The following is a 17,201-nucleotide window of genomic DNA, read 5'->3' as shown; positions in this document are numbered from 1 at the left end:
CGCACGGTAGCGCCAATCTGGTCAACCGTCCACGTCGGCGCGATCTGTCGGATCTACGTGCGCACGGGCTCGGAGGTTCGGCTCAGGTGTATAGACATACATACGGTATGTATGTAACAGTGGATCGGTACCACGAGCACCCTGGAGGAACCATGGGAATCAGTACGTCACTCGGCCGCGCGCATGAGGTGGAATTGCCAGGCGGCAGCATCCGATATCACGACACGGGAGCGGGGCCGCCTGTCGTCTTCGTGCACGGCCTGTTGGTCAATGCCGATCTATGGCGCGATGTCGTCCCGGCCGTCGCCGCGGCGGGTTATCGATGCCTGAGTCCGGATCTTCCGCTCGGTGCGCATTCGATCCCGGTCCCCGGCGCAGACCTCACGCCGACCGGCGTCGCCGATCTCATCGCCGCCTTCCTCGAACAGCTCGACCTCACCGACGTCACCATCGTCGCCAACGACACCGGCGGCGCAATCACCCAAATACTGCTGACCCGTAAACCGGACCGCATCGGCCGCGCGGTGCTGGCGTCGGTCGACTCCTACGAAAGCTTCTTCCCGCCGCCATTCAGCACACTGGCGCTGATCGCGCGCATCCCCGGCTCGCTGCGGTCGCTGACCGAGCTGATGCGCATCCGCGCACTGCACCGAACGCCGATCGCCTTCGGGTGGGCGGCCAAGTATCCGGTGGCGCCCGAGATCGTCGATTCCTATCTGCTGCCGAGCCGCAATTCTGCCGCCATCCGCAGTGACCTGCGGCGCTTCATCACATCGGTGCACCGCCGCTACACACTGGAGGCCGCCACCCATTTCGCGTCGGTCCATATTCCGGTACTGGTCGCGTGGGCCCGCGAGGACAAATTCTTCCCGGTCTCCTTCGCCGAACGCCTTACTCATGACCTGCCGAACGCCACCATGACACTCATCGACGACTCCTACACCTTCCTCCCGGAAGATCAGCCCGAGTTGCTCGCCGAAACGATTCTGGAGTTCACTCGGCTGCATGCCACGCCGTAGCCAGGAGGATCGCTCCCGCACCACGAAAGCCGCGCTCGAGCAGGCAGGCCGCCGCCTGTTCGCCGAGCGCGGCTTCGCTGCTACCTCGGCGGAGGAACTGGTCACCGAGGCGGGGGTCACCCGCGGCGCGCTCCACCACCACTACGGCGACAAACGCGGTCTGTTCCTCGCGGTGCTGGAGCAGCTGGAGATCGAGAACACCGCGGAGATCGAAACCGCCATCGGCGCGGCAGGCCCCGACGACATCATGACCTCCATGGCCATCGGCCTCGGCGTCTTCCTGGAAATCTGCCAGCGCCCCGAGATGATCCGGATCGCATTGTTCGACGCCCCCGCCGTGCTCGGCTGGCAGGCCTGGCGCGAATTCGAGGCCCGCCACGGACTCGGACTGATCATCTCCGAACTGGAACGTGCCCGCGCCGAAGGGCTGATCCCCGACGTATCGATCCCGGTACTCGCCCAGCTGATCCTCAGCGCCGTCAGCGAGGCCGGACTGATCGTTGCCCACGCCGCCGACAAAGACGCCGCCCGCGCCCAGGCTCAGCAATCCCTGATGCTGCTGGTCGCCGGCCTCATCCAGAACGGATAGCGTCGAACGGGAGGCTGCCGAGCACCTGTCGAGAGATCGTCACCACGCCCCGCTCGGTGGGCATGAAGCGGTGGGTGCGTCGGAAGGTGGGTGTCGGGTCGGCGTGGGAGGATGATCGGGTGCGGTTGTATCGGGATGAGGCGGTGGTGGTTCGCCAGCACAAGCTGGGCGAGGCGGATCGCATTGTCACGTTGCTGACGCGCCAACACGGATTGGTGCGCGCCGTGGCCAAGGGTGTGCGACGGACCAAGTCGCGGTTCGGTGCTCGACTGGAGCCCTTCGCCTATGTGGACGTACAACTGCATCCGGGACGCAATCTCGACACCGTCACCCAGGTGCACACGATGGAGGCCTTCGCCTCCGACATTGTGGACGACTACGGGCGCTACACCACGGCGTGCGCGGTGCTGGAGACCGCCGAGCGGCTGGCAGGTGAGGAGCGCGCACCCGCACCGCGGTTGCATGCGCTGACCGCGGCCGCCTTGCGGGCGATCGCGGCCAAACAGCGGCCGCACGAATTGATTCTGGACGCATTTCTGTTGCGCGCCATGGGTTTCGCGGGTTGGGCGCCCGCACTGGACGAATGCGCCCGATGCGCGACCCCCGGCCCGCATCGAGCGTTCCATGTCGCCGCCGGTGGCGCGGTCTGCGTGCACTGCCGTCCGCCCGGCGCGGCCACCCCCGCGCCGGGAGTGCTCGATCTACTGATCGCACTGCGCCGCGGCGAGTGGGACTACATCGAGACCACCTCCGACGGAGTTCGCAGGCAAGCCAGCGGTCTTGTCGCGGCCCACCTGCAGTGGCACCTCGAGCGTCAACTGCGCACCTTGCCGCTCGTCGAACGCTCTCGGACCGAGCAGGCGCTCAGCGCGGCCGCCGGTCACCCCGGCTGATCGACCCCCAGCCCTCCGGATACTCCGTCCGAGCGGCACCTCAAGGCGTGCGGATCGCCACTGTCGGCGCCGCCGAATGGCTCCCTGCCATCGATGGTGGAGGGCGTTCCGGAGCGCGGGTGGCATCAGGCAGGATGGAGGCCGTGATCCTCCGTCGAGACTCTTCCGGGACCAGGTCGAAAAGCGCGCGGCCAGATGTCGAGCGCACCGTCCGTCCACCGTCGCAGCACCCCTCGGGGGCGCGGCCACCGGAGCTGCCGCCGGAGTTGGTGCCCAACCACGTCGCGCTGGTGATGGACGGCAACGGGCGATGGGCGCAGGAGCGCGGGCTGCCGCGCACGGCGGGGCACGAGCGCGGTGAGGCGGTGCTGATGGACACCGTCGAGGGCTGCATCGAGATCGGCGTGAAGTGGTTGTCGGCCTACGCCTTCTCCACCGAGAACTGGCGACGCAGCCCGGAGGAAGTGCGCTTCCTCATGGGCTTCAACCGCGACGTCATCCGCCGCAGGCGCGACGAGATGAACGAGATGGGCGTGCGCGTTCGGTGGGCCGGTCGGCGGCCGCGGTTGTGGCGCAGTGTGATCAACGAACTGGAGACCGCGCAGGAACTCACCAAAGACAACACGGTGATGACCCTCACCATGTGTGTCAACTACGGTGGGCGTGCCGAAATTGCCGATGCGGCAAGGGAAATCGCGCGTCGAGTTGCGGCGGGCGAGATCGACCCCGAGCGGGTCACCGAGGCGACGGTCGCCAAGTATCTCGACGAGCCGGATATGCCTGACGTCGACCTTTTCCTGCGGCCGTCGGGTGAGTTCCGCAGCTCGAACTTCCTCATCTGGCAGTCGGCGTACGCCGAATTCGTCTATCAGGACACCCTGTTTCCCGATTTCGACCGGCGCAACCTGTGGGAGGCCTGCCTCCAGTACGCTTCGCGTGACCGCCGCTTCGGTGGGACCAAATGAACGGCGGCACCAACTGAACGGCGGCACGGATATGGACGCAGCGGTCACCCCGGAGCAGGAGCTACAGGCGCGGGCCGGCGCCTGTATGTCGCTCTACGACGTCGACGTACGCGTGGACCCGGAGGGTTCGCTCGGCTTCGAGTACGAAGGCGCACTGTGCTCGCTGCGCGCGGTCAACTTGGCGCCCGGACTGGACGTGCTGACGCTGACCTGCGTGCTGGCCTGGGACCGCCCGCTGAAAACGCAGCTGCACAAGCGCGTCGCCGAACGCAATAGCGCCCTGCAGTTCGGCTCGATCACCCTGATCGCACACGGGCAGCTGGCCGATGTGATTCTGCGCTACACCTTCCCGGCCGCGGGCCTGGACGATCAGGCGTTGGCGACCATGTTGTTGCTGGTGCTGTCGGGCGCGGGCCGGGCCAGACAGGGTTTGCTGCCCTGATCCTGCTGTCGGCGTCCATGAGAGCTGTCATGTTGGAGTCGTGACGGTGCTGCGGACATCTGCGTCGCCACATGGAACCGTCGCCTCGTCCTGTCGCGTCCAAGCCCGCACTGTCAGCAATCATCCGTCCTCCGCCATCGGCATGACTGGAACGAGCGCCCGCACGGCACGGTCCGTACGGCCGAACGCCTCGGCCGGCTCATAGTCGAATACCGGTGCCTGTATGGGCGTCGACCCGGCGGTTGGCCGGTCAGGTCGTCGCGGGCTGGGCGACAGGTTCCCGGTAGGGGAGCAGCGTCGCGATGCCGCGGGCCAGCGTTTCGGGGTCTGGATCGCCGATGATCAAGTGCTGCAACATGAATCCGGGCACGTAGCAGATCATCGCGGTCGCCACCGCGTGTGTGTCGGCGTCCGCGGGCAGCCAGCCTGCGTCGTGCATGAGCTGGGCGTACTCATGCCACAGCTCGCGCATCGCGCGGATAGCGTCCTTGACGTACTCGGACGCCTCGGGATGGACCAGCGCCAGCGCCCAGACCTGCGGAGCAAGTCGGATCGGGCCCGCCGGTCCGCTCTGGGCGACGATGCGCTCGGCGAGGGTGCGGACCAATTCGGCAGGGGTCGGCAGTGGGTCGCCGTGGATCACTTCCGACATCGCCGCGCGCACGTCCACCATGGTCTGCGTGGTCAGCGCCATGATCAGCTCGTTCTTGCTCTTGAAATACCGATAGACCGCCCCGGCAGACAGCCCGGATTCGGCGAAGACGTCCTGCATGGATGTCTCGTGGAAGCCCTTTCGGGCAAAGCACAGTTGCGCGGCGTCGAGGATCTGCTGGCGACGGCGTTCCAGGTGTTCATCGCTGACTCGGGGCATGTCACCAAAGTAAAACGAATGTCCGTTCTTGACAACTTTCGTGCCTCGTGCAACGGTGTTCCTATCGAAAGAGAACGAACATTCGATTTTTTGGGAGATGGACATGAACACCAGTCAGCGGGCGATTGCTGTCGGCCTCGGCGCCGCCCTGCTCCAAGCGCTGATGTTGATCGCGTTCGCGTGGCCCGCAGCCAATATCGCGCCGCGGGACGTGCCGCTCGCCGTCACCGGGCCGCAGGCCGCCATGGTTGCCGGCAAGCTCGGCCAGTACAGCCCGGACGCCTTCGACATCTCGAACCCGGCCGACGAAGCCGCCGCGCGCGCCGCCATCGAAGACCGTGAGGTCTATGGCGCGATCATCACCGGTGGCGGCGCGCCGCGGGTGCTCATTGCCTCCGGCGCAAGCCCCGCCGTCGCCCAGCAGCTCACCGCGATCGCGCAACAGCTCTCCGGCGCACCGGCCACGCAGGTCGAGGATGTGGTCGCGGCCGACTCCGACGACCCGCGTGGCACCGCCTTCGGGGCTATGGTGTTGCCCCTGGTCATGTCGGGTATCGCGGCGGGCGTGCTGCTCAGCCTGCTGATTCCGGCGGTCGGCGGCCGAGTGGCCGGTCTGGTGACCTTCGGTATCGCCGGTGGCCTGCTCAGCATGGCGATCATCCAGGGGTGGATGTCGGTGGTGCCGGGTCCCTATCTCGGGCTGGCCGCGGTCGCGGGACTGGTGTCCTTCGCGGTCTCGGGTACGGTCGTCGGCCTCGCCACCGCTATCGGCCGAGCAGGCATCGGTCTCGCCGCGCTGACCATGCTGCTTATCGGCAACCCGTTCTCTGCCGCCACCTCGGCCCCGGAGCTGTTGCCGCAGCCGTGGGGCGCTGTCGGTCAGTTGCTGCCGCCGGGTGCCGCCGCGTCGCTCCTGCGCTCGGTGGCATACTTCGACGGTGCTGGTGCCGCGAAACCCCTTGTGGTCCTGCTGATCTGGGCTGCTGTGGCGCTGGCTCTGCTCGGTGTCGGCGCACTGCGCGGCACCCGCGCGGGCACCCCACAGGCGCAGGCCGTTACGTCCGAGCCGGTCGCGGCCGTCTGACTCGCTCGGCTGAGCCCGAAGGCCACCACCGCTCGGTCCGCCGAGTGCTGGTGGCCTTCAACAATATTCGGCTCAGGACGGTCCGAAAGGTGACCGAGAGGTGGCACCCGCGGTGTACACGGGTGTCGAGATCGGTGGGCGCCGTTGTACTCTCGCCGACCCCGCGGTTCGGGAACAGGGGTGAAGGCGACCCACGGACCACGAACGACATGTGGACCCGATCCTTGTCAGGCTGTGTGACCCGCTTTCGCGCAGGACTTGCAGGTGCCGAAGACCTCCATGGTGTGGCTGACCTCGGTGAAACCATGTTCACCCGCAATGGATTCGGCCCATGCCTCTACCGTGGGACCTTCCACCTCGACGGTGCGCCCGCAATGGCGGCAGACCAGATGGTGATGGTGTCCGGTGGAGCACTGTCGATAGACCGACTCTCCGGTGTCGGTGCGCAACACATCAACGAGGCCGGCGTCCGCCAACGACTGCAGGGTGCGGTAGACCGTGGTCAGCCCGATGCCCTCGCCGCGGCGGCGCAGCTCGTCGTGCAGCTCCTGCGCAGAGCGGAACTCTTCGATGTCGCTGAGCAGCGCGGCGATCGCACTGCGCTGGCGAGTGCTGCGGATGCCCACCGGCTTCTGTGGGAAGACCGTTTTGTCCGTCACGAATTACCCTTCCTCGGCATGCGCCACGGCGTCGACAACGATGTGCGCAAGGTGATCGTCGACGAGTTCGTACAGCACCTCGCGGCCCGACCGCTCCCCGTGCACGACGCCCGCGGACTTGAGAATGCGCAGATGCTGGCTGACCAGCGGTTGGGTGACCCCGAGCGCGTCGACCAGCTCGTGCACACAGCGCGGCGACTCGCGTAGTTGCAACACGATCGCGATGCGGACCGGGGCTGCGAGGGCGCGTAGCAGTTCGCCCGCGTCCTCCAGAACGGTTCGTGCGGGCACCGCGGCGGGCGCGGGCGACCGGTACGGGTTGTGGGGATGCGCGGTGGCGGTCTCGGCGGTCATCGAACCAACTCCTTATTGGAAAGCGATTCCATTTTGATATGCACAGTTGCGCATGTCAAACGGGCTCGCCGCCGGTGTGCGGTGGAAATCCCCTTGGCCGATGCCGATAGTCTGGTGACACTTGCAGCGTAGTGACTACGCGATGGCGTCGTCACTACCAATCCGACTCGCAGTGGATGGAGAATTCTCGCGTGGCACCCAAGTCGAAGGTGGACACCGTTGCCAACCTCGCCAAGCGCCGGGGGCTGGTGTACCCGTGCGGTGAGATCTACGGAGGCACCAAATCGGCGTGGGATTACGGTCCGCTCGGCGTCGAGCTCAAGGAGAACATCAAGCGGCAGTGGTGGCGCTCGATGGTCACCAGCCGCGAGGACGTCGTCGGCCTCGACTCCTCGGTGATCCTGCCGCGCCAGGTCTGGGTAGCCTCCGGCCACGTCGGTGTGTTCAACGATCCACTCGTCGAATGCCTCAATTGCCATCACCGGCACCGGCAGGACCATCTGCAGGAGGCCTACGCCGAGAAGAACAACTTCGACGACCCCGACAGCGTCTCGATGGACGTCATCGCGTGCCCCAATTGCGGCACGGTCGGCAAGTGGACCGAGCCGCGCGACTTCAACATGATGCTGAAGACCTACCTGGGCCCGATCGAGTCCGAGGAAGGCCTGCACTACCTCCGCCCGGAGACCGCGCAGGGCATCTTCGTCAACTACAAGAACGTGGAGACCACCGCGCGCAAGAAGCCTCCGTTCGGCATCGCGCAGATCGGCAAGAGCTTCCGCAACGAGATCACGCCGGGCAACTTCATTTTCCGCACCCGTGAGTTCGAGCAGATGGAGATGGAATTCTTCGTCAAGCCCGGCGACGACGAGCAGTGGCACCAGTACTGGATCGACACTCGGTTGGCCTGGTACACCGACCTCGGCATCGACCCGGAGAACTTGCGGCTCTACGAGCACCCCAAGGACAAGCTCTCGCACTACTCGACCCGCACGGTCGACATCGAGTACCGCTTCCGCTTCCAGGGCAGCGAGTGGGGCGAGTTGGAGGGCGTGGCCAACCGCACCGACTTCGACCTGAAGACGCATTCGGAGCACTCCGGCACCGACTTGAGCTTCTTCGATCAGAACACCAACGAGCGCTACACCCCGTACGTCATCGAACCAGCGGCCGGTCTGACCCGTTCGCTGATGGCGTTCCTCGTGGATGCCTACGCGGAGGACGAGGCGCCGAATGCCAAGGGCGGCGTGGATGTTCGCACGGTGCTGCGGCTGGACCGCAGGCTCGCGCCGGTGAAGGCGGCCGTGCTGCCGTTGTCGCGCAACGCGGATCTGACGCCGAAGGCGAAGGACCTGGCCGCGCAGCTGCGGAAGAACTGGAATGTCGAGTTCGACGATGCAGGCGCGATCGGCCGTCGTTACCGTCGCCAGGACGAGATCGGCACTCCGTTCTGTATCACCGTCGACTTCGACACGCTCGACGACCAGGCCGTCACTATCCGCGAGCGCGACTCGATGGCGCAGGAGCGGATCGCGCTGGACAAGGTCGAGGGCTACCTCGCCCAGCATCTGATCGGTTCCTGAGAACGCCGGTCGAGGCCGTCAGCAGGTGCCGGCGGCCTCGCTTTTCAGTGCCGCGTCGATGCCGTCGGTGATCCGGCGGTCAGCCCGATGGCGGTCGGGATCAGCAGCGCGAAACCCCAAGGCGTCCGGATGTCGGCCGGCGGCCCGGCGATGGATTCGGTTGTGCTCCAGGCGATGCCGACTGGTGGGCTCGCGGTCAGTGGCAGGGGGTTGCGGTGCTGCCGTAGCGGTCGTGGTGGGGGAATTCGGCCACGTGCTTCTGCCTGCCCAGCGGGGTCAGGTCCAGGTAGTTGTTCGTGCCTATGAGAATGTCGCCGCCGCGGGCATAGGACGAATAGGTGTGGAAGACCGCGTTGTCGTCGTCACGCCAGAAGACGCTGGTGCCGGGCTGTTCGCCCTCGGTCTGCCAGTTCAGGCCCTTGGCCTGCATTTCCGACTTGCTCGCATAGTTGTATTCGACGGGTGCGATGGACTCGTCCTGTGTCGCGTGGAAGTCGTAGTTGAAGTCGCTGTTGTAGGACGAGTACATCGGGAATGTCCAGCCCATCCGATCCCGGTAGCGGTTCAGCGTCTCCCACGGCCCGCGCGAAACGGCGACGAACCTGGTGTCGTTGTATTCGAGATGCTCGGTATGCCCGACGTTGTCGAGCAGCAGCGCGCAGCTGGGACAGCCCGCGTCCAGGTCCCATCGCCACATCATGTGATAAACGATCAGCTGTCGTTGCCCGTCGAAGAGCTCGGCCAGGCCGACCCTCCCCTTCGGTCCTTCGAACTCGTATTTCTTGTCGACAACCACCATCGGCAGTTCGCGACGCCGGGCGGCCAGCGCATCCTGGCGATGGGTCTGCGCCCGTTCTTCGGCGAGCAGTTGCTTGCGCGCCGTCAGCCATTCGTCGCGGGAAACCACGGTCGGACGATCCATGACAATTCTCCTCGGGTTTCGATGAACACACGTCTGCGTATGTAGACCGGGCAGCCGCGCAGAAGTCATCGCGCGGGTGTCAGCTCGCCGTTGTCGAGGGCGCTGGGCGAAACTCCGGCAGCGTGGCAGTCGTCGACGGCGCCATGATGCGTTCCACGCCGGCAAGGGACTCCAGCAGCGGCGATCGCGCGATGGTGTTGCGCACCGCGATGCCGATCCGCGTCTTGGGCGCCATGAGACGCAGGTTCGGGCCGATCTTCTGCTTGCGCTCTACCAACTCGCGGTGGGTTTGCTCATAGCGTCGGAAGGCGATTCGATGATCGCCACCCGCGGCCGTCAACTCACCCGCCAGCCGGTAGGCGCCGATCAGCGACAGCTCGGCGCCCGCGCCCGAGGCCGGCGACGCGCAGTAGGCGGCGTCCCCGACCAGCGCGATGCGACCGGTCGCCCAGGAATCCATGCGTACCTGGCTGAGGGCATCGATGTAGAGGTCGGGGTCCGCGAGCGCACCCGCGAGGAGTTCTGGTATCCGCCAATCGGTTCGGTCCGCGAACGCGTCGGTGAGCAGGCGGCGCTCGGCAGCGGGATCGCGATGGTCGTAGTCGCGTTGTGGGCTGCGGAACATGAAGTACGCCTTGGCCTGTGCGTGATTGCCCGAGCGGTAGACGCCCGCCATCGTTCCCGCCGTGTTGAACACCGTCATCGTCCGGTCCTGGCCATATTCCGAACCGGTATTGCCGAATGCGAAGTAGTGTCCCATGTGGCGGACGAACCGCGATTCCGGGCCGAAGGCGAGACTGCGCACGTTCGAATGCATGCCGTCCGCGCCGATGACCAGGTCGAAGCGCCGAGGTTCGCGGTTTTCGAAGGTGACCGTGACACCGTCGGTGTCCTGCTCCAGGGATCGGATCGACTCGCCGAAGAAGTGCTCGACGGTGCCGGTGTTGGCGTCGTGCAGGATCCCGACCAGGTCACCGCGCATGATCTCCACCTCGCCGCTGCCGTGCTTGTCACCGATACGGGCCATATCGATGCGGGCGATACCACGGTCCCTCGCGTCGACGAACCGCATCTCGGCTACATCGGCGGCGGCTGCCCGGATCTGCGGCATGACGCCCATCCGTTCGGCAACCTGGATAGCTTGATCGCGGACATCGACGCCCTGTCCGCCGGAACGCGGCCGCGGCGCTCGCTCGATCACCGTGGGTTGGAATCCATGTCGCGCAAGCCAGTACGCCAGCGTCTGCCCGGCGATGCTCGCACCAGAGATGAGAATCCGCTCGTTCTTCATGTCCGCTCCCGTGTCTCATAAATACTGACCCATGGTCAGTAGGACCGTAGGCTCCTGACCCTGGGTCAGTCAAGGGCTAGAATTTCGCGGATGACCGATGACACTCGCGCTCGTATCCTGCGAGCAGCGCTGGACATGTTCGCCGCACGCGGCTATCACGCCGTCACCGTGCGGGAGATCGCCGAACATCTCGGTTTGACGAAAACTGCTGTGCTCTACCACTTTCCGAGCAAAAGCGACATCATCCCCGCACTCGCCGAGCCGTTGCTCGCCGAGATGGACGCCGTGCTCGCGACGGCAGGTGGTCAGCCCGATTCCGGGAGCGCGCGGTGGGCAGTCGTGGTCGGACTGCTGGATCTGTGGCTGTCACATGGCCAGCTGCTCCAGATGCACATGAGAGACCAGGCGCTGTCGGCACACGTCGCGACCTTCGGTAGGTTGCGTGATGCGGCCCTGCGCGCACAAGAGCTGATCGCAGGCGAGGGTGCCGACCTGGGGGCGCGGGTGAACGCCGCACAGGTCTATGCCGCACTCAGCGACCCGGTGGTCATCTTTGCCGATCAGTCGACCGCCGAGCTGCGCGCCGCGATCCTGGAAGGGGCGCGCCGTCTCCTCGGTGTGGCTGTGCCGCAAGGAATCTCGACGGACTCACCGGTCGTCGCTACGACACCGCAGTCGAGTTCGGATCGGCGCAATCTCCGAGGTAGACCGGGCGCGATGAGCGAAGCGATGGTCGAATCCGCACGGACGATGCGCGCGTCCGGCGCGTACACCGTCGATGACATCGCCGCCGAGCTGGGCGTCTCGCGCGCGACCCTCTATCGGCACCTGTCGGTGCGCGGGGAGTTGCACGCGCCGGAGGATTGATTATGAGACGATTTTTGAGACATTTGATTCGCCAAGGGCGTGAAAATCGTTGGCGCTCATGGAGCGGATGTGAGCACTTCGCGCAGGCGGGTGAGCTCTCCGTCGGTCAGGCCATGGGTGCGCAGATATCCGGCTCCGCCGCCCATCCCTTCGAGGGTGTCGAGGAATCTTTTCATGGCCTGCGGCACCGCGGCGCGCGGTGGTCTGATGCTCTCGATCGCCCGGATCTCTTCGAGGCGTAGATTCGTGAGCTCGTAGTCGCGCTGGATGGCCTTGCGTGGGACGCCCACGGCGTGCTGTAGCACGGCGATCAGCATGCCGGTGCGGTCTTTTCCATGGGCGCAGTGGATGAGGGTGGCGCCATCGGCGTTGATGATGTGTCGCGCGGACGCCACGAACGCCTGCGGGCTGAATTCCAGGCACTCCTGGTAGAGCTTGACGAAGTCTGCCTGGCCGCGGGCCGGTGGAACAGGGGAGCTGATCGGACAATTGACGATGTCGATATCGTCGCGATCGTCCAACAATCCATGGCCGTGTCGTGCGAATTCATCGGCTGTGCGTACGTCGATCACCGATCGGACCCCGAGGGTGTCGACCAATTTGCCGACATCGTCCGCGTCGGCGCATTCCGGAGTGCTGGACCGGTAGAGGGCACCGGATCGGGTTCTCCTGCCATCGGTGGTCTCGAGCCCACCGAAGTCGCGCACGTTGGCGACCCTGGCGAAATCATCGATCCATCGCGGGTCGGTCTCATCTGCCAACCGTGTGCTGCGTATTCGGGCCAGCTCCTCCCAGTTGCGGTGCTCACACTCGGTCACCGCTCCGATCGCGCTCTCGATTCTCGAGCCCACTCGCGACCGGTGGGCAAGCACGTCGGCTGCTTGCCACATGTCGTGCTCGAGCCGCTCGGCGGATTGCTTGACTGTCGCCGCCACTGGACTATGCAACGGTGCACCTGGGTAATGCGACCGGACGGGCGAAGCCGCCTTCGGTCATGCCGATATCGATGCGCATCGCCCCGCTGGACAGCCCGCGGGTGGTTCGCGCGGGATCGGGACGATCGGATGCGGATTCATTCGGGCGAGTGCCCGGGTCCCGGGATGTCATCGTCGCCGTCATGGTCTTGGCTCTCTCTCCTCAGTCAATTTACTGTCACCGTAAAAATATTGTGACTATATGTCAAGTGTTACCGTGAGCTGGTGACCGAACTCGGATTGCGGGCGCGCAAGAAACTTCAGACCAGGCAGCAGATCGTCGACACGGCCACCTCGCTGTTCGCGGAACGCGGCTTCGACAACGTCACGGTAGTCGAAATTGCCCGCGCCGCAAGCGTGTCCGAGAAGACCGTGTTCAACTACTTCGGCACCAAGGAAGACCTGATCTTCAGTGGAATGGACGATTTCAGCGCCACCCTCCTGCGGGTGATTCGGGAACGGCCGCCCGGTACGTCGGCATTCGCCGCATTCGGCGAATTCGTGGTCCAACCTCGTGGCCTGCTGGCCGCTGAGGACCCCGACGCCATCGAACGCCTGGCCGCCATCGCCCGAATGATCGACGCCAGCACCACCCTGCAAACCCGCCAACGGCACCTCTTCGACGCCAGTGTCGACAGTCTCGCCGCCCTGATGGCCGAAGAGGCCGGTGTCACCGACACCGACGTCGACGTATGGGTCGTGGCCAATGCTCTGATCGGTGTACTACGCGCGATGCAGAAATACATCCACCATGAGGTGCTCGCTGGTCGCCGCGGCCCCAACCTCATCCGTGACGTACTTGCGCAGGGCAGGCGCGCTTTCGAAGTGCTGGAACATGGACTGGCCGAATACGCCGTCGGCGACCGGACGGTGTCTCCCCGCCATTCGAGCCGTTCGAAATCCGGCCGGGAAGTGCGGGGGAGCCGAACGGGCGATTCAACCGACGCATGACGCCACCCGTAGTGCCCGGTCATCGATGCGGACGGCATTCGATGTCGGCGAGGAAGCCGATCACCGGGTGAGTCTGCCATCATGATGCGCGACTTGGGAACTGGGCGTTGGGCAGCTCAGCGCGGCACGTCCCAGAAGGCGAGCTCATGGTTCATGCCTGCCAGGAAGAGCTCTTCGGCGCGGGCCTGCTCGATGTCGGCCTCATCGAGCATCTGGGCGCAGCGGCGGGTCAGCGCGGCGAATCCGGGGTCGGCGTAGGTGTCGACCCACCGGCGGTAGCGAGGTTCGGCCGGTGGGTTGCGGGCGAGGATGCCGCCGAGTGTCGAGTAGCCCCACATGCACGGGTACAACGCGGCAAGTCCCTCGCCGTAGTCGGTGGCCGACTCCAGCAGGAAGGCCGTATAGGCAACGCACGGAGCGCCTTTCGTCGCACCGCCGAGGTCCGCGTCGAACTCGGCGGCGAGCGAGCGGTGCAGTGACAACTCCTCGTGATAGGTGGCGTGGGCCAGATCCACCAGGTCGCCGAGGTGTGCCGCGGGCGCCTGCCAGGCCAGCCGAGAGAACACCCGGACATAGTCGAGCAGGAACAGGTAGTCCTGCTCGAGCCAGGATCGGAAGACTGGCTCGGCCAGGTCACCGGCCGCGATCCCCGCGACCGTTGGGTGCGCGAGTTGGTGATCGACCAGTGGACGGCCGAGTTCCTCCAGATGTGCCGCGAGACTCATGTATGCAGTCTCTCGCAGCCAGCGCAGCGTCCGGTTTGCACCCTGCTCGCAGTTGCCGCACGCTTGCGGTGTGTTGCGGGATGAGGACGATGTGGTGCGCGTGCTGGCACCTTCGGAGGAGCGATTCGTACGTCACGGGACCTACACCGGTCGCTCCGTGTCGGTGGTCGGCGAGTTGGATATCGACGCACTGCGCGCCGCGTTCACCGCGCTGCAGCAGGCCTATCCGGTGGCGACCTGTCGCATCGTGGAGGATGCGGCAGGCAAGGGCTATCTGCTGCGTCCCGGGCCGGGGACGCCGGTCGGTGTCTGGGCGAACCTCGGTGATCCCGATACCGTGCGGTTGCCCGCCGAGGCGATCGATCCTGAAGTCCAGCTCGTCTACCTGGATGTTGTGCTGACGAACGAGGCGCGGTCGCGCATCACGTTGTTCGCTCATCACAGCATCGCGGACGCGGGCCATTGCGTCGAGCTGTTGACGCGGCTATGGGACCACTACACCGATTACGTCGAGTTCGCAAAAACAACCGTTGTCCCGCACGAGTATCCGCAGGCGCTGGAGTGGTACGCGGCGGCGCGTGGCGTCAGCCGGAGCACGCCGTCGGGGTTCGATGACCTCGCCCGACCGCTCACGCCGCAGGAGCGGTCGGTCCCCGCCGACCCCGCCACCCCGGCGCCGAGCGCGCTCGTCCGACCCCGGCGGGCCGTGCTGGACCGCGCGGCCACCACGCGCATCGTCGAACTCGGCCGACACCAGGGTGTCACGGTCAACGGGCTGGTCACCGCCGCACTGCTGCGTGCATACGCGTCCGAAAAGGACGGAGCCGCGGGCGATCCGGTCCCGCTCGGCTGTCTGTACCCCGTGGACATGCGCTCGCGCCTGATCCCACCTGTCCCCGCCGCCGCGGGCACCAATATGGCGGGCCTAGCTTCCTTCGCCGCCGACATCGACGTCTCGACAGGAATCATCGAACTCGCCCAACGGATTTCGTCCCGACTGGACCACGAGCTGGCCACCGGTATCACCCAGCAGTCGGTGCTCCATTTCCCGGACTTCTTCGGCCCCGCGAGAGTCCACTCCCTGGCCGGCCATATCGCCGTGACCAACACCGGCGTCGTCCCCACCTTCCGAGTCCCCGCGAACCTCGAACTCTCCGACTACGAAATCGTCTATCTCTCGGCCCATCCGCGCCCGTCCGCAGGCGCCTCCGCCGCCGTCACCTTCCTCGTTTACACCTTCACCGGTCGCCTCACCGTTGGCCTACTCGGGGGCGGTCCCACCGCCGACCGGCTCCTCACTGCCGTCCGCAAAGAACTGACAGCCTTGTCGGAGGAATCGCTCGACGTGTGAGCTCTATGGTCGGGCTATACCTTGACGGTCCTGATCCCATGCCGGATCGACGGGTTGATGGAGAATGCTGGATAGGGCACAGGTGGTGATCGACGGAAGCGGGTGTTGCGACGGTGCGGAGCAAGGGAGACCGGAGACACGGTGGGCTCGGTGCCGCCGCCGTCGGCATCGGGGCGCTCGGTGTCGGCGAAGTGATCGCCGCGACGCAGGGCGATTCGCTGATCGATGCCATCGGCCGGGCGCTGACCGATACGGCGCCGGTTCCGGTCGTCGAGGCCACCGTCGCGCTGTCCGGCAGGCATGACAAGGCCGTTATTCGAGCCGGAGTCGGTGCGGGCGCTCTCGCAGCCACCGTTGCCCTCGGCGCATTGCCCGATCGGGCGCGCATCGCCGCGATTGCCGCATTAGGCGCCGGCGCGGCCGCCCTGGGGCTGCGGCAGGCGACCCGATCCGCGGCCACGGTCGCCGGTGCGGGCGCGGCAGCAGGTGTGCTCGGTGTCGGCTTGCGCAAGCCGCGCGGACTGATCGGTTCGCTCGCGACGGCCGGTGCGGGTGCCGGGCTCTTCGTGGCCGCGCGCACGCTGCATCGTGACCTCGACCGTCGCCGAGACGAGGCGATCCAGCAGGTCGGCCCGATGGGCAGTCTCGCCGTCGTGCCGCAGGACGGGCTCGAGGACGAGCCGGGGCTGTCGTCGCTGATCACCCGCAACCGCAGTTTCTATGTGGCCGACGTCAATCCGAGTCCGCCCCGGATCGACCCGACTCGCTGGCGGCTGTCGGTCACCGGCATGGTCGCGCATCCGCTGCGGCTCTCGCTGGCCGAATTAGCCACCGACGCAGTGGAATTCGATGCCGTGATGGTCTGTGTACACAACCGTCCCGGTGAGGGGCGGGCAGGCAACGGTCGCTGGTTCGGTGTCCCGCTGGCGAAGCTGCTCGAGTATGCGGTCCCGGAATCAGGCGCGACCAGGCTGGTGACCAGAGCCGTCGACGGCTACACCATTTCGCTACCGATCGAGCCGTTGCGTACCGGGGCATGGCCCGGCTATCTGGTGGTCGGCGTGAACGGCGAACCGCTCGCACCGGAGCACGGCTTCCCGGCTCGTGTCTTCGTCCCCGGTCTATACGGTCAGTACACCGGCGCGAAATGGCTCGCCGAGCTGCAACTCACCGACGACACCCACGTCGACTACTGGGTGCGGCGCGGCTGGCCCTCGGAGCCGATATGGGTCACGCCGCAGGCGCGCATCGACGTTGCCGCGCCCGGTCGCGCATCGGCGGATACCACTACCGTCGCGGGTGTTGCCTGGGCACCGCCGCATGGTGTCGCGGGCGTCGAGATCCGAGTCGACGAGGGGCAGTGGCGTGCGGTCGATCTCGGCACCGAGCTCGCACCCGCCGCCTGGCGTCGCTGGCGCACCACCCTCGAACTGCCTGCGGGCGCACACACTGTCCAAGCGCGTGCGACCAGCCACTCCGGCGAGGTCCAGGACGGTGAGGACCGCGCGGCGTTCCCTGCCGGACCGAGCGGCTTCCACACCGTCACCGTTCGGGTCTGACACGGCGGCACGAACCTGGACCAACGAGATCCCATGGGCGTGGTCGAATACTCGGTGCGCCTTACCTGCGGTGCCACCCTGCACGACACCTCGACCCCACCA

The 17,201-nt window shown here is 66.2% G+C and carries 18 protein-coding genes; 11 read left to right on the top strand and 7 right to left on the bottom strand.

What is annotated here, in order from left to right; all coding sequences use genetic code 11:
- Positions 1-152 precede the first annotated feature (152 nt).
- The 5 genes from AB0M74_RS22485 to AB0M74_RS22465 all read left to right on the top strand — a co-directional run bounded on the left by AB0M74_RS22485 (position 153) and on the right by AB0M74_RS22465 (position 3,908).
- Positions 153-1,019, top strand: coding sequence for an alpha/beta hydrolase (locus AB0M74_RS22485; protein WP_366528229.1), 867 nt, complete (start codon positions 153-155; stop codon positions 1,017-1,019).
- Positions 1,006-1,608 carry a TetR/AcrR family transcriptional regulator gene (locus AB0M74_RS22480; protein WP_366528228.1) on the top strand — a complete coding sequence of 201 codons (603 nt, stop codon included), beginning with the start codon at positions 1,006-1,008 and terminating at the stop codon, positions 1,606-1,608. Before AB0M74_RS22485 ends, AB0M74_RS22480 begins: the two co-directional genes overlap by 14 nt.
- A gap of 119 nt (positions 1,609-1,727) precedes the next feature.
- Positions 1,728-2,501, top strand: coding sequence for a DNA repair protein RecO (gene recO / locus AB0M74_RS22475; RefSeq protein WP_366528227.1), 774 nt, complete (start codon positions 1,728-1,730; stop codon positions 2,499-2,501).
- 134 nt (positions 2,502-2,635) lie between these two features.
- Complete coding sequence (locus tag AB0M74_RS22470) at positions 2,636-3,466, top strand: isoprenyl transferase (protein WP_366528319.1); 831 nt, start codon at positions 2,636-2,638, stop codon at positions 3,464-3,466.
- Positions 3,467-3,551: 85 nt separating this feature from the next.
- Entirely contained in the window at positions 3,552-3,908 is a 357-nt protein-coding gene (locus AB0M74_RS22465) for a hypothetical protein (RefSeq protein WP_328412832.1), read from the top strand.
- A gap of 250 nt (positions 3,909-4,158) precedes the next feature.
- Here AB0M74_RS22465 and AB0M74_RS22460 read toward each other — a convergent pair whose 3' ends face one another.
- Complete coding sequence (locus tag AB0M74_RS22460; RefSeq protein WP_366528226.1) at positions 4,159-4,779, bottom strand: TetR/AcrR family transcriptional regulator; 621 nt, start codon at positions 4,777-4,779, stop codon at positions 4,159-4,161.
- A 103-nt stretch (positions 4,780-4,882) separates the two neighbouring features.
- Here AB0M74_RS22460 and AB0M74_RS22455 point away from each other — a divergent pair, with 103 nt between their 5' ends.
- Positions 4,883-5,863: a hypothetical protein gene (locus AB0M74_RS22455; RefSeq protein ID WP_366528225.1), complete on the top strand. Its 981-nt coding sequence runs from the start codon at positions 4,883-4,885 to the stop codon at positions 5,861-5,863.
- A gap of 227 nt (positions 5,864-6,090) precedes the next feature.
- Here AB0M74_RS22455 and AB0M74_RS22450 read toward each other — a convergent pair whose 3' ends face one another.
- Positions 6,091-6,522, bottom strand: a complete 432-nt coding sequence (locus AB0M74_RS22450; protein WP_366528224.1) for a Fur family transcriptional regulator — start codon at positions 6,520-6,522, stop codon at positions 6,091-6,093.
- 3 nt (positions 6,523-6,525) lie between these two features.
- On the bottom strand, positions 6,526-6,876 hold the full coding sequence (locus AB0M74_RS22445; protein ID WP_328410690.1) for a metalloregulator ArsR/SmtB family transcription factor: 351 nt from the start codon (positions 6,874-6,876) through the stop codon (positions 6,526-6,528).
- Between the two features lie 191 nt (positions 6,877-7,067).
- Between AB0M74_RS22445 and AB0M74_RS22440 the strand changes: the two genes are divergently transcribed.
- A complete protein-coding gene (locus AB0M74_RS22440) occupies positions 7,068-8,459 on the top strand; it encodes a glycine--tRNA ligase (protein ID WP_366528223.1) in 1,392 nt (463 codons plus the stop codon).
- Between the two features lie 196 nt (positions 8,460-8,655).
- Here the strand turns inward: AB0M74_RS22440 and AB0M74_RS22435 are convergent, their stop codons facing one another.
- Positions 8,656-9,381, bottom strand: a complete 726-nt coding sequence (locus AB0M74_RS22435) for a DUF899 domain-containing protein (protein WP_366528222.1) — start codon at positions 9,379-9,381, stop codon at positions 8,656-8,658.
- Positions 9,382-9,460: 79 nt separating this feature from the next.
- Positions 9,461-10,672 carry an FAD-dependent monooxygenase gene (locus AB0M74_RS22430; RefSeq protein ID WP_366528221.1) on the bottom strand — a complete coding sequence of 404 codons (1,212 nt, stop codon included), beginning with the start codon at positions 10,670-10,672 and terminating at the stop codon, positions 9,461-9,463.
- A gap of 90 nt (positions 10,673-10,762) precedes the next feature.
- Between AB0M74_RS22430 and AB0M74_RS22425 the strand changes: the two genes are divergently transcribed.
- Entirely contained in the window at positions 10,763-11,539 is a 777-nt protein-coding gene (locus tag AB0M74_RS22425; protein ID WP_366528220.1) for a TetR family transcriptional regulator, read from the top strand.
- Between the two features lie 56 nt (positions 11,540-11,595).
- Here AB0M74_RS22425 and AB0M74_RS22420 read toward each other — a convergent pair whose 3' ends face one another.
- Complete coding sequence (locus AB0M74_RS22420) at positions 11,596-12,474, bottom strand: tyrosine-protein phosphatase (protein WP_366528219.1); 879 nt, start codon at positions 12,472-12,474, stop codon at positions 11,596-11,598.
- Between the two features lie 264 nt (positions 12,475-12,738).
- Between AB0M74_RS22420 and AB0M74_RS22415 the strand changes: the two genes are divergently transcribed.
- On the top strand, positions 12,739-13,464 hold the full coding sequence (locus AB0M74_RS22415; RefSeq protein WP_366528218.1) for a TetR/AcrR family transcriptional regulator: 726 nt from the start codon (positions 12,739-12,741) through the stop codon (positions 13,462-13,464).
- A 116-nt stretch (positions 13,465-13,580) separates the two neighbouring features.
- Here the strand turns inward: AB0M74_RS22415 and AB0M74_RS22410 are convergent, their stop codons facing one another.
- A complete protein-coding gene (locus AB0M74_RS22410; RefSeq protein WP_366528217.1) occupies positions 13,581-14,189 on the bottom strand; it encodes a transcriptional regulator in 609 nt (202 codons plus the stop codon).
- 70 nt (positions 14,190-14,259) lie between these two features.
- On the opposite strand from AB0M74_RS22410, the gene AB0M74_RS22405 reads away from it, so the two are divergent.
- Both AB0M74_RS22405 and AB0M74_RS22400 read left to right on the top strand, forming a co-directional pair.
- The gene (locus tag AB0M74_RS22405; protein ID WP_366528216.1) at positions 14,260-15,540 is read left to right on the top strand and encodes an acyltransferase; all 1,281 of its coding nucleotides are present in this window, start codon (positions 14,260-14,262) and stop codon (positions 15,538-15,540) included.
- Positions 15,541-15,653: 113 nt separating this feature from the next.
- The gene (locus tag AB0M74_RS22400) at positions 15,654-17,099 is read left to right on the top strand and encodes a molybdopterin-dependent oxidoreductase (RefSeq protein WP_366528215.1); all 1,446 of its coding nucleotides are present in this window, start codon (positions 15,654-15,656) and stop codon (positions 17,097-17,099) included.
- The last annotated feature ends 102 nt before the right edge of the window (positions 17,100-17,201 follow it).

This window comes from Nocardia sp. NPDC051463, from assembly GCF_040681975.1.
Taxonomy (GTDB): domain Bacteria; phylum Actinomycetota; class Actinomycetes; order Mycobacteriales; family Mycobacteriaceae; genus Nocardia.
This window is presented reverse-complemented; position numbering and strand designations above follow the sequence as displayed.

Excerpts from the sequence above, each read along its gene's own strand:
- AB0M74_RS22485 (WP_366528229.1), top strand. The coding sequence starts at position 153 with ATGGGAATCAGTACGTCACTCGGCCGCGCGCATGAGGTGGAATTGCCA.
- AB0M74_RS22480 (WP_366528228.1), top strand. The coding sequence starts at position 1,006 with ATGCCACGCCGTAGCCAGGAGGATCGCTCCCGCACCACGAAAGCCGCG.
- AB0M74_RS22470 (WP_366528319.1), top strand. The coding sequence starts at position 2,636 with ATGGAGGCCGTGATCCTCCGTCGAGACTCTTCCGGGACCAGGTCGAAA.
- AB0M74_RS22465 (WP_328412832.1), top strand. The coding sequence starts at position 3,552 with ATGTCGCTCTACGACGTCGACGTACGCGTGGACCCGGAGGGTTCGCTC.
- AB0M74_RS22460 (WP_366528226.1), bottom strand. The coding sequence starts at position 4,779 with ATGCCCCGAGTCAGCGATGAACACCTGGAACGCCGTCGCCAGCAGATC.
- AB0M74_RS22455 (WP_366528225.1), top strand. The coding sequence starts at position 4,883 with ATGAACACCAGTCAGCGGGCGATTGCTGTCGGCCTCGGCGCCGCCCTG.
- AB0M74_RS22445 (WP_328410690.1), bottom strand. The coding sequence starts at position 6,876 with ATGACCGCCGAGACCGCCACCGCGCATCCCCACAACCCGTACCGGTCG.
- AB0M74_RS22435 (WP_366528222.1), bottom strand. The coding sequence starts at position 9,381 with ATGGATCGTCCGACCGTGGTTTCCCGCGACGAATGGCTGACGGCGCGC.
- AB0M74_RS22430 (WP_366528221.1), bottom strand. The coding sequence starts at position 10,672 with ATGAAGAACGAGCGGATTCTCATCTCTGGTGCGAGCATCGCCGGGCAG.
- AB0M74_RS22425 (WP_366528220.1), top strand. The coding sequence starts at position 10,763 with ATGACCGATGACACTCGCGCTCGTATCCTGCGAGCAGCGCTGGACATG.
- AB0M74_RS22410 (WP_366528217.1), bottom strand. The coding sequence starts at position 14,189 with ATGAGTCTCGCGGCACATCTGGAGGAACTCGGCCGTCCACTGGTCGAT.